The sequence below is a fragment of the Acetivibrio cellulolyticus CD2 genome (assembly GCF_000179595.2).
In the GTDB taxonomy this organism is placed as follows: domain Bacteria; phylum Bacillota; class Clostridia; order Acetivibrionales; family Acetivibrionaceae; genus Acetivibrio; species Acetivibrio cellulolyticus.
Genome location: NZ_JH556658.1, coordinates 992,609 through 1,004,790, shown reverse-complemented (window position 1 = coordinate 1,004,790; position 12,182 = coordinate 992,609). Strand labels below are relative to the sequence as shown.

Below are 12,182 nucleotides of genomic sequence, written 5' to 3'. Positions count from 1 at the left end.
GTGTAAAAGCTTCCTGGGAATTTTCCAGGAAGCTTTATCAATATTATTTTTCAGAATTAAGATTCAATGCAGTGGTTTAATACTCTAATCATTTATAAAAATTATATTCCAAATTTTGAAATAACATAAGAAGCAAAATATTTTACAGGATATGAACAAGTATCGTAGTACTTTGGTGCTACAGATTCATAGACAACATATGCGTAAGTCGAACCCATTACAACACCTTCTGACAATGGGGGAAGGATTGTAGTGCTCTTCAGTGTTTTTGTCTTTGAAGTCTGATTCCAAGTGTATGAATACAACTTAGAATCATTATTTCTTCCATATGATGATGAAATCATCATTCTATTTCCTCTAACTGAAATTCCCTGTGTTTTCAGAGGAACTGAAATCTCAAACTGATATGGCAGTGTTGGAGTACTTGTTGTCTTATCATTTACAGCATAGCAACGTGCAAACGATTTTGAAGAGTCATTTTCAGAAAATTGCGCGATCCAAAGATAATTGTTCACAGCATCATAACACATAGTTGAGGCAGTATAGCTCAAATTTGCCACTCTATTATATGAAACACTTAAAACTTTGCCTTTACAATCTGCAAGTTTAGAATATTTAAAACATCCAACAGAATTTCCATTTGAAACCCAGACGTTACCACTTCTGTCACAGTCATAAGCAATACCGCCTACATGTTCAGTACCAGGTAATTTGATTGTTCCATAATAAGATTTATCACTTTCTTTAAATACATATATAACTGAATTATGTGGAACGTCATCTCCACAATACGCAGAAATCAAAAGGTAATCACCTGCAAAAGTAATACCTTGTGGAATCATTTTAGAACATCCGCCAGATGCAGATGAGTTACGTACCAGATTGTAGATGTTATATGTAGCTGATGTTGATGGATATGATGCTGCAGAGACAAAAAAACTTAAATTACACATTACCACAAATAAAAATACAATAGCTAATGCTCTTTTTGTTACATTTTTCATACAAAGACTCTCCTCGTTTTTTATTACATAAAATATGTTTGTACTATAAAAGCCAAAATGACATTTTAAAGTATTCGCTTAAAAAATAATATCACATAAAATGCAAAAAGTCTGCAAAAATGAGATAGAAATTTGTTTACATAAAAATAGTGATGCCTTAAATATAAAAAAGGCATCCAATTTTGGAGACCAGATGTTGCGATTTAGAATAAACTAAATTTCTGTATACCGTTTGAGTTTTATAGTGGAAAAATCTTAGGTTTACTGTAAAAAATATAGATTGTGACAGTTAAGACTTGGATTTTCATAAGAATCACCTTTTGTTAGTTATATAAATCACCTGGAGTATTCAAGATGCGGAAAAACAGCTTACAAAAAAAGGTGATATCGAATTTTGTGATTTATCCGATAAAGTTGGTATAAATGAATATAAAAATTAAGGGGTTGAGATTTTGAGGAAAAAAGTTATAATTGTTGGGGCTGGCCCTGGTGGACTAACTGCAGGAATGTTACTTTCAAATAATGGGTTTGATGTTCAAATATTTGAGAAGAATAGCTATATTGGTGGAAGAAACGGCAGTATAAAAATGGGGGATTATACCTTTGATATTGGACCGACTTTTTTAATGCTTCCAGAAGTTTTACGGGATGTATTTCGTTTTACCGGAAGAAAACTTGAAGATTATGTTGAGATAAAAGAGATTGATCCTTTTTACAGATTGAGGTTTAAAGGAAAAGTTGATTTTTATCCTACCAAGGATAGAGATTCGATGAGAGAACAGATTGAAAAACTGTTTCCAGGGGATGCAAAGGGGTATGACTCTTTCATTGAAAAGGAAAAGTACAAGTTTGACAGACTTTTTAATTGCTTGAAGATTCCATATGACAGTATACTTCATCTGGCAAGACCTACTTTTATAAAAGCCATACCAAAGTTTGACCTGGGCAACACTTTATATGGAAAACTTTCAAGCTATTTTAAACATAAGGATTTAAGAATTGCCCTGACATTTCAGTCTAAATACCTTGGAATGTCACCGTGGGAATGTCCTGCTGCTTTTACCATTCTTTCATATATCGAACACAGCCGTGGGATATTTCATACTATCGGTGGTTTGAACAAAATTTCCGAAGCCATGGGGCATATTGTTCAGGAAGATGGCGGAAGTATTCATTTATCAACTCCTGTCAAGGAAGTAATAGTGGAAAACGGAACGGCTAAAGGTGTGATCCTTGAAAACGGCGAAAAGGTTATGTCGGACTATGTAATTATAAATGCAGACTTTGCCCACGCAATGACAAGTATTGTTAAAGGAGAGCACCGAAAAAAGTATACAGATCAAGATTTAGCGTCTCGCGATTATTCCTGTTCTACCTTCATGCTTTATCTTGGAGTCAATAAAAAATATGATATACCACATCATAATATTATATTTGCAGATGATTATGAAATTAATGTAAAAGAAATTGCAAATAAAAAGATTATTTCCGTTGATCATTCATTGTACATTCAAAATGCGTCAGCTATTGATCCTACGCTTGCACCGGAAGGGAAATCGGCAATATATGTTTTGGTACCTGTGCCAAACAACTCCAGCAAAATAGATTGGGAAGCGGAAAAGGACAAATTTAGGAGAATGGTACTTGATAAAATTAAGGAGAAGACTGAACTTAAAGATATCGAAGAGCACATAGAGGTAGAAAAGATCATCACTCCATTGGATTGGGAGAAGGATTACGGAGTTTATAGGGGTGCTACCTTTAATTTGAGCCATAAGTTAAGTCAGATGCTTTGTTTCAGACCTCATAATAAATTTGAGGAATTTAAAAACTGCTACCTGGTTGGAGGGGGTACACATCCTGGAAGTGGACTACCAACTATTTATGAATCCGGTCGTATATCAGCTAATATGATAATCCAAGATGGAAAGCTTGGTTTGGGTTACAATTATAAAGACATATTTGAAGAAAAGTATGGTAAGAGTTGACTAAAATAGTATAACTGTAGGTCGCAATATTCCGGATAGGATTTTTGCGACCTACAAGATAAAGGTGAACATATGTGCTTTGATAAATCTTTTAATACGCAGCCAAGTTATTTGTTAGCATTTTCAATATAATACATCTTTAAATCTCCGTCCTTATTTCTAGCTATTTTATATGACCATAAATAATCCTTAGCTTTAAAGGCACCACCATTCGTTGAAATACCAATGTTTTCACTTACAGTAACTTTAATCTGATTATTTTCATCATATATGATCTCTTCGATTTTGAACGTATTAAGCTTTTCCTTTATGCCCTTCTTATTTAATTCAGGAATGAGGGCCTTTTGTGATTCATACAAACTGCTGTTTGGTATAAGAACATCTTTTAATACATCAAAATTATTACTATTTACTGCTTCGACAAACTTATTTTCATATTTAGTTATCAAGTTCGTGACCTCTTCTTGGTTAATTCCATCGTCAACCAAAATACTGTCTGTGTTCTTGTCAAAGCTGTTCCACAAAACGCTATTTGTATCTATAAAGCTCATAATCTTACTATAAGGAATTTTATATATATCATTATAAGAATAATTGAAATTTGGAAATGCAAGCTCCAAATAGTCCTTATTTAATTTAAAACTAGAGGTTTTATCAAAGTCCTCAAACGAAAACCTACCTTCTTCAAAACCTGTCCTCTTTGACAAATAACCAGAAACGAATTCTTCAAAGCCGGAGTCCTTTTTCAATAAATCATCTAAAGTAAATATATACCCTGTCTTTAAATTTATATGTATATACTCAGTTGCACCATAACCATGTGCGCCGCCGCTATATATATATGTATCTTTTCCAATAACAAGGATATTATTATTCAGAATTGATGTGTCATCTGTTATTGACACATCTGTGGTTTCCCAATATGTTTCTCCGTCAAACTCACCAGTGTTTACCAAATTTTCTGTGGGGAACATTTCTTTCAGCTTGGAATTTATTTTTTCCTCCACCTTTTTGTCACTAATTCCTTCTATAACAGGGTTACTACTTAAATATGACCAATCATTTACACCATAAGTTCTTACTTTGTAATGAAGTTTTATTCCATTTCCAAGATTCAAAATTGATTCCGGACGAGTCCAAATTGCACTTCCGTCCTTTTTAAAATAACCTGCAACTTTATTTGTAGATACTTTTAAAATATCCCCATTGATCCAGGCATTGCCCATTCCTTCAAAAGTAGGCAATGTGTTAATTTTGCTCATATTACTATCTATAAAGTATGTTTTATCCATTTCTGAAACGCATATAATATTTTCATTCAGTTTCTCAACATCAAAAATAGGGGAGGGAAAACTTTTTCCGGTTTTTGCATCTATAATACTCTTTTCTATTCTACCACTTGTAAACAATCCATTGCCTAAATTGGTATAATAATCGTATCCATCGCATTCAAAAACTACATTGCCTTTTTTATTTATGATTATGCCTTTTTCAGAATATTGGCCGGTTTCAACTGTCGCATAAGCAAAGCCATCAATAAAGCTATCTGCAGATGTAAATTGGGGTTTAATTACTATTTCACCGGAAGTGTTTTTATACCCATATAATTTTGTTTTGGGATCCTGATAATTTGCCATTCCATCGGAATAATCCAGTTCGTATGAATTTGAGCTGGTTTTCGGAGCAGGAATGATATCCCCATATCTGTTAAAATAAGTTTCGACATTTCCGTTTTCATATCCGGAGCTGCCATAATAAACTCCATTTTCAGTGGAACTAACATAACTGTATTTGGCACTGACAATAATATTTCCATTGAAATCTATAAACCCATATAAGTATTCATCTTCAATAAAATCACTAAATGAAATTAGTTTGTCATATATACTTTGTATGTTCATTTTCGTTTCAAGAATCAGGTTTCCATCCGGGCTATAAACATAATTTATATTATTGCTGCCATTAATAATAAAGTTATTTCCATTAGCTACGTCGTAAAACACACCATAATAATATGAATTATTGGATAATACCGGCTTTGCCAATAGGTTTCCCTTTGAATCAATAAAGGAAATCCCATCATCTGTTTTTACTGCTGCAATTCCATATAAATTAAACTCAGATATTTCATTATATTCAGGGGTTATTATAAATGCTCCCGTGCTGTCAATAAAACCCCATTTAACTCCATCAGAATCGTTACTACAAGCTGGGTAAAGACCTGTAAAAGGTTTTACAATCTCTACCTTGGAAGTTGGATTTTGCTTATCTGCTGGCTTCCAATTAACAACGAATCCTGTATTTTCTGAAAAGTCTCTTAGTGGTAAATAAGTCCGACCATTTATGATTTCCGGTGAAACAAGGAGCTCCTTCGATTCGCCATTTATTTTAAAATTTTTCTTACCGGGGTAAAAAAGAAGTTCCTTATTATTAATATTAATTTGTGTACAGTTGTCATTAGAATTCCAGGAAACATTACCACCAAATGTTTCAACAATTGAACGAAGCGGCAGTAAGGTTCTTCCGTCCTTTATAAGCGGAACAATTTTTGGAGAACTATCTATATCTTTAAATTCAGGTGTTTTCTCACACAATTTAAATACAGACATTTTTGAGCTTCCAATTTCTAAGACTACTTTATTAATATTTTCAAAAGATTCCTGCGAAGAAGGTGTTGTAGATAACGTCGGAGTTATAGTTTCTCCGAAACTTAAACAAGCATTAAAAGCCAATGTGCTAATAATTAAACTTGCGGTAAATAGCGATTGTTTCAACTGTTTTTTAGACTTTCTCTTCATAATTTTCATCCCCTCAATTAACTTTGTTTTGGCTGTGATATAAATTAGCAACAAAAGTTTAACTATTTCTTTTTATTTATTTTATAAATATACACTAATTTTACCATTTATACAACTAAATCAGAATTGGATATGTTAAATGAATACTGAAATTCTGCAATAGAAAAACTCCGGTGCATTAACAGCTACCGGAGCTTTTTCAAACTACGTTTCGGTATTAATTACGTTGATATCGATATAAAGCAGTTATCTTTGTATAATATACAGATGGATTGTATGTGTCATCTCCTTCATAACAAAGGTTTATATAAACGTCCATGTACCCATTAAATGGCCAATCTTCAGGCATAGTTTGGCTAAATGAAAAAACTGCAACACCATTTGAATCGGTAACAGCAGAATCTACTATACGAGTAAGAGCTGCTATATATCCATGATCTACCCATTTTACTGTCTTTCCTGCAATTGGTTCTCCATTATCGTTAACAAGCTTTACAGAAAACGTAGATGTTTGTGTAAAGCTACCAAATGAAGCTTTTTCATCTTGAGAAACATTAATGTTTGTATTCGATTTATCAGGATCTAGGGTAGGTGAGGGTAATGGTTTGGGCTGACCACTAGGTAAACCGTTGTTTGAAACTATCACCAATTTTTGATAAACTGAAGCATTATACTCCTCATCTCCATCAAAATAAAGATTTATAAATCTTTTCCACCATTTATAATCGATATTCTCATCAAAATTTTGAGTTATTGTAAAAACTGCAGCTCCGCTTGAATCAGTCACAGCACTTTCTTTCTTTTCAGGTTCCTCACCCAAATTTGGGTCCCAATTCCAACTGACGGTTTTCCCAGCTAATGGATTATTCGAACTGTCAAAAAGGAATACTTTAAATGATACTGAAGTATTTAAATAAGATGTTTCTAAATTATTAACGTCACTATAAACTTTCGTTCCCAATTTATCAGGATGTTGTGAAGGTTCTGGCAATATGTAATTTGGTGTTGGTGCTGGAGTTTTGACTGGTGTATATGTTTGAGCTGGTGGTGTATATGTTTGAGCTGATGTAGGTGTTGCTGGTGGAGGGGATGTAGGTGTCCCTATCGGTGGTTTAGGTGTTCTTGTTTGTGTAGGTGTTACTATTGGTGTTTGTGTCTGATCTGGCAAATTAGTTGCTTTGGGTAATTTGGTGATATTACCCAAAAGAAGTTGCCTAATATAAGCTAAATCTATAGAGTTAATTGAATCATCTCCATTAACATCAGCTTCATATTTTCGCTCACCAATCAATGAAAAACCTTCCATACCTATCAAATACCCTCTTAAGGTTGCCATATCGATAGAGTTTACTTTATTATCCTGATTTACATCTCCAATTTCAAAATTCTCAGCCCAAATAGGTGTGGTTATAACCGAAGTTGTAATTAGGGCAGAAATCAAAACCCCAATAATTTTTCTTCCGGTATTAAAAAATGTATTGCGCTTTTTCATACGTTTCACTCTCCCTTTTTTATAACAAAATACTTCTAGACAACTTACTTTCTACAAATCGCAGTACTTAGTTGATTTGTATCACCTCCTAATGATAACTGATAACCTAATTATATAATAAATTCATATAATCATCTCAACGCTTAAATATTTTTTTAAATAACCAAGCGGTATGGTTTCAATTATCTATACCGCTCGATTTATAATCTATTTTGTTTTAATTACAGACTTTGCTATTTTAGCTGCTTCCTCTATACTGTTAAAACTGCCATCTAATACTTCCATTAAATAGTCCGCTCCTTCAGCCCTCCATCCAATAACATTGTATTTTCTTGACAATCCTTTAGTATCTGTATGTTCATCGTTTTACTAAACTTCCGAAAAATAATTGGTACTATTTACAGTTTATTCTGTTTCTACTTGTGAAAAATGCTATAATTCTTTTTAGAGACAATTAAAGGGGGAATTCATATGAAGAAATTTATTGCAGGTTTACTGATAGGGTGTATTATATCATTTGGTATTGCTTATGCAGAGGATATAATAAACGTTCAGAAGGCATCGTTTGCTGTTTGGATAAATGGAAAACAATTTGAAACCGATAAACCTATTATAACTGTTGACAATACAGCTTATGTTCCTGTCAAAGACTTTACGGATTATATTGATGCTAAAACAACTTGGAATTCTGAAAGTAAAAGAGTTGAGATATTGCAGGTGCCATATTTTAGCGAAAACTCGGTATTAACAGACAAAATTGAAATCCAAATTGTTCCTGGCAATCGTTCGTGTAAAAGTTTGGAGGCCAATAAAGATTTGGTGAGATTTGGTTTAAAATTTAAAAATGTTGACTCTACACCGATTAGTATAGATTTTTCGAAGGACTTTAAATTAAGGGATAGCCAATATAAAATTGTTAACTGCATTTCTAATGAAACACTGACTATTGAACCTGGTCAAACAAAGTTTATTGAGGTGTCATTTGAAGTTGAAATTAAGGATATAAGTGACTACCTCAATTTTATTTATAAGCCTTCAATAAGGGAATATTCTATTCCAGTTTGTTTTGAGGCAGATAGTGTACCGTAAAATTAATATTGTGCATTAGATAATATTTCCATGGGAGTGCATATCACCCTGGTGCAGCTCATGTTGAGGTTATTGTCAAGGGAGCATTAATGTGCAGTTATCATGCAGCTTGTACTTTGTTCAACTTTATGGCAAAATATGATAGGATTATTGAAACATTAATTTTAATTGACATGAATGTTGAAGTTTGAATTAATTGTATAAGAATAGTTAATTGTTCTATATACGGGTATTTTAAGGAGATACATAATGATTTTTAAGGAATTTGGAAATAAAAATATGCCAACCATTGTTTTTATACATGGGGGCGGCTTGTCATGGTGGTCATGGAAACGACACATTGAGGCATTGAAAAATGATTACTTTATAGTCGCACCAATTATTGATGGGCATGGAGAGGCTGGAGATACTACTTTTATAAGTATACAAAAATCGGCAGAACAAGTTATTGAATATATAAAAAAGAGTTGTAATGGAAAAGTTTTTTTACTTGCTGGTCTTTCTATTGGTGCACAAATTGTTGTAGAAGTATTATCAAGGGAATTTTCTATTGCTGAGAATGCTGTCATTGAAAGTGCATTAGTCTATCCAATTAAATCTACAACAGCCTTAACTGTGCCAATGTTTAATTTATGCTATGGACTAATAAAAAGAAGATGGTTTGCAAAGTTACAGGCCAAATCGCTCAAAATACCAGATGATTTGTTTGATGAGTATTTTAAGGATAGCCTAAAAATATCCAAGGAATCGTTAATTAACATAAGCTTAAGTAATGGAAACTATTCAATCCCTTCAACTGCATGCAATATAAAATCTAAAACATTAATAATAGTTGGAGAAAAAGAGTTGTCTATAATGAAAAAATCTGCTTCTTTACTTCATGATACTATAAAGGGCAGTAGTTTGAAAGTGATTGAAAAAGCTGGACATGGTGAGTTTAGCTTGGTTCAGACAGATAAATACATTAGTTTGCTGCGGCAATTTTGATGGAGGAGAGGATAATATGGAAAAGGATATTTGGCAGGAATTGTACGATAAAGCAAGGGAAGTTCTCAATCCAAGAACTATTTCACCATTTATTATGGCGGGTGGAGTTGCAAGTGCTATTCTTAGCAGGAATGGAAATATTTATGTGGGAGTTTGCATTGATACAGCTTCAACATTAGGAATGTGTGCCGAACGAAATGCCATTGCCAATATGATAACACATGGTGAAAGTCAGATAGACAAAGTAGTGGCTGTTATGGAAGACGGAAGTGTAGGGTCTCCATGCGGAGCATGCAGAGAATATATGATGCAATTGGATAAAGACAGTTCTGAAATAGAAATTCTTGTTGATCTCAGAGAGAGGAAAACAGTCAAGCTGAAAGAATTAATTCCCGATTGGTGGGGAAAATCTCAATTCTAAAGGGAGCTAGTTTGAAATTTAATCGTATATATATCAATTGGAGTAAATTGAATGTTAAAGAAAAAAAGCATAATTATAATTACTATAATAGTCGGATTTATTGTGTTTTGCATTGTCCAAAACAACTTAATAGGGGTTTCAAATTTTGAAATTGAGTCATCGAAAATCTCGAGACAGGTTAGAATAGTTCATTTGTCTGATTTACATGATAAACAATTTGGAAAAGGTAATAAAATATTAATTGATAAAGTAAAGCAGCAAGAGCCTGATATCATAGTGTTTACTGGAGACTTGGTCAACTGGAATACTAAGGATTTTACAGCAAGTGTTAACACGTTAAGTGAATTGAATAAATTTGCACAGGTTTATTTTATTCCTGGAAATCATGAATATAGATCTGGAAAATCTGAGTCAATATTTAAGATGTTAAGAAAGGTAGACATTGAAGTTTTAAATTGTGCTACTAAATACATAATAGCTAACGGTGAGAAAATTGATATAATTGGATTGGATAAATCAATTGCCCGTGTTAAAACTGCAGAAAAGAAGCTAATAGAGTTTGAAAAGAGCAGTAATTTTAAGATTGTTCTCTCTCATTTTCCTGAAGATTTCTCGAGATATTATTGTAACTATAACGTTGACTTGGTTTTGTCCGGTCATGCACATGGCGGTCAATTCGATATTCCTTTTATAGGCGGTGTATATGCGCCTGGTCAGGGGTTTTTCCCTAAATATTATAAAGGTGTTTATTCAGAAAATGGCGTTAAATTAGTTGTGAGCAGAGGTTTGGGGAATAGTAAGATTCCGCTGAGAATATTTAATAATCCCGAAATAGTTGTCATAGATATAAAACCTTCCAAATGAGCTAATAACTAGGCAAATTAAGTGATTACCTATTTAAACAATTTTATAAATTTTATAAAAAAGGTAAGTTGTAAAATAAAGTGACGGAAGAAGCAAAAAATTGAGACTCATGGTAAAATCCATTGTATAATGTTTAGCAACCACGAAAAACAAACAAAGGAGAAAACCATGAGCCAGATTAATAATACCGCAAAAACAAAAAAATATAAACACCTAAAAGCAAGAGAAAGATATAGTATTGAAATATTGTTAAAAGAGGGATTAAAACCTTATGAAATAGCACAGCGCATGCAAAGAGGTATCAGAACAATAGAAAGAGAAATATCGAGGGGAAAGATAAAGCTTGTGAACTCTGATTTGACTTACAGAGAAGAATATTGTGCAGATGTAGGGCAACGAATATATTATGAGAATGCAAGGAACAAAGGACCTGGATTAAAGATAGGTAAAGACCACAAATTAGTCAAACACATAGAAAAAAAGATTGTAAAAGAAAAGTATTCCCCAGATGCAGTGATAGGAGAGATAGAAGCGAAAGGCTTAGAGTTTGAGACCCAAATATGTACAAAGACAGTATATAACTATATAGATCGAGGAGATGTGTTCTTAAACCTTACAAATATAGATCTTCCAGTGAAAAAAGCTGGCAAAAAGAGAGACTATAAGAAAATAAAGATACCGCATAAAAATCTTAAAGGAACAAGCATTGAAGAAAGGCCTACAGAGATTGATAAGCGCGAGGAATATGGACATTGGGAAATGGACTGTGTTGTTGGGAAACGTGAAGGGAAAGGTGCAGTATTACTGGGTTTTAAGTGAGAGAAGTATACGCGAGGAAATAATAATCAAAATGCCATCAAAGACACAAGAATCAGTAGTAGCAGCACTAGATTGTTTGGAGAAGAAATATGGTAAATCATTTAAGGATAAATTCAAAACAATAACAGTGGATAATGGTAGTGAATTTCTTGATTATGAAGGCATAGAACGGTCTGTGAGGGCTGGAAAAGATAAAAGGGTGAAACTATATTATGCACATCCATATAGCTCCTGGGAAAGAGGCACAAACGAAAATACAAACAAGCTAATACGCCGATTTATACCAAAAGGAACAGATATAGGGAGAATAAGTAAAAAGACGATAAAATGGATAGAAACATGGATAAATAACTATCCAAGACGAATATTAGCATATAAGTCTGCAATTGATATGGCTGCAAGTTAAAACCTTGGGACTCTGTCCCAAGCCCTGTCCTCGCCAGAAGGCAGCCGGTCTGTCATAACAGACCGGGAACAAAAGGATGATAGTGCAATGGATGTAAAGGGTCTCCGGCTTTGCCCTTGACATCCCGAACAATAGTGCCAATAGTTTGCATTATACAAGTTTACCAAAATTTTACCGTCACTTTAACTTGCAATTTATATTCAGTAAGATATTTATAAAATTGATTTGACATATTGAGCATCCCCACTATCACTTTTTTTCTCAAGTATATTTAGTTTTTCATAGATTTCAATTATTTTATATTTCGAATCCCT

10 protein-coding genes and 1 pseudogene are annotated in these 12,182 nt (G+C 33.2%); 6 read left to right on the top strand and 5 right to left on the bottom strand.

Going from position 1 to position 12,182, the window contains the following annotated elements:
- Positions 1–101: 101 nt before the first annotated feature.
- Positions 102–1,004, bottom strand: coding sequence for a hypothetical protein (locus tag ACECE_RS0219820; RefSeq protein WP_010250387.1), 903 nt, complete (start codon positions 1,002–1,004; stop codon positions 102–104).
- A 452-nt stretch (positions 1,005–1,456) separates the two neighbouring features.
- Here ACECE_RS0219820 and ACECE_RS0219815 point away from each other — a divergent pair, with 452 nt between their 5' ends.
- Positions 1,457–2,992 (top strand): phytoene desaturase family protein, encoded by a 1,536-nt coding sequence (locus ACECE_RS0219815; RefSeq protein ID WP_010250386.1) that lies wholly within the window; start codon positions 1,457–1,459, stop codon positions 2,990–2,992.
- Positions 2,993–3,099: 107 nt separating this feature from the next.
- On the opposite strand, the gene ACECE_RS0219810 is transcribed toward ACECE_RS0219815, so the two are convergent.
- The 3 genes from ACECE_RS0219810 to ACECE_RS32120 all read right to left on the bottom strand — a co-directional run bounded on the left by ACECE_RS0219810 (position 3,100) and on the right by ACECE_RS32120 (position 7,621).
- Entirely contained in the window at positions 3,100–5,790 is a 2,691-nt protein-coding gene (locus ACECE_RS0219810) for a WG repeat-containing protein (protein ID WP_010250385.1), read from the bottom strand.
- A 217-nt stretch (positions 5,791–6,007) separates the two neighbouring features.
- The gene (locus ACECE_RS29685) at positions 6,008–7,282 is read right to left on the bottom strand and encodes a dockerin type I domain-containing protein (protein WP_010250384.1); all 1,275 of its coding nucleotides are present in this window, start codon (positions 7,280–7,282) and stop codon (positions 6,008–6,010) included.
- 207 nt (positions 7,283–7,489) lie between these two features.
- Positions 7,490–7,621, bottom strand: a complete 132-nt coding sequence (locus ACECE_RS32120; protein WP_268871026.1) for a hypothetical protein — start codon at positions 7,619–7,621, stop codon at positions 7,490–7,492.
- A 132-nt stretch (positions 7,622–7,753) separates the two neighbouring features.
- Here ACECE_RS32120 and ACECE_RS0219795 point away from each other — a divergent pair, with 132 nt between their 5' ends.
- The 5 genes and pseudogenes from ACECE_RS0219795 to ACECE_RS28310 all read left to right on the top strand — a co-directional run bounded on the left by ACECE_RS0219795 (position 7,754) and on the right by ACECE_RS28310 (position 11,868).
- Positions 7,754–8,371, top strand: coding sequence for a stalk domain-containing protein (locus ACECE_RS0219795; RefSeq protein ID WP_010250383.1), 618 nt, complete (start codon positions 7,754–7,756; stop codon positions 8,369–8,371).
- 249 nt (positions 8,372–8,620) lie between these two features.
- Positions 8,621–9,358, top strand: coding sequence for an alpha/beta fold hydrolase (locus ACECE_RS0219785; protein ID WP_010250382.1), 738 nt, complete (start codon positions 8,621–8,623; stop codon positions 9,356–9,358).
- 16 nt (positions 9,359–9,374) lie between these two features.
- Positions 9,375–9,779, top strand: a complete 405-nt coding sequence (locus tag ACECE_RS0219780; RefSeq protein WP_010250381.1) for a cytidine deaminase family protein — start codon at positions 9,375–9,377, stop codon at positions 9,777–9,779.
- 51 nt (positions 9,780–9,830) lie between these two features.
- Entirely contained in the window at positions 9,831–10,643 is an 813-nt protein-coding gene (locus ACECE_RS0219775; protein ID WP_010250380.1) for a metallophosphoesterase, read from the top strand.
- 168 nt (positions 10,644–10,811) lie between these two features.
- Positions 10,812–11,868 (top strand): annotated as a pseudogene (locus tag ACECE_RS28310) (IS30 family transposase).
- A 212-nt stretch (positions 11,869–12,080) separates the two neighbouring features.
- On the opposite strand, the gene dptG reads toward ACECE_RS28310, so the two are convergent.
- Positions 12,081–12,182: DNA phosphorothioation-dependent restriction protein DptG (gene dptG / locus ACECE_RS32430; protein ID WP_010250378.1), on the bottom strand; the 102-nt coding region annotated here is incomplete at its 5' end.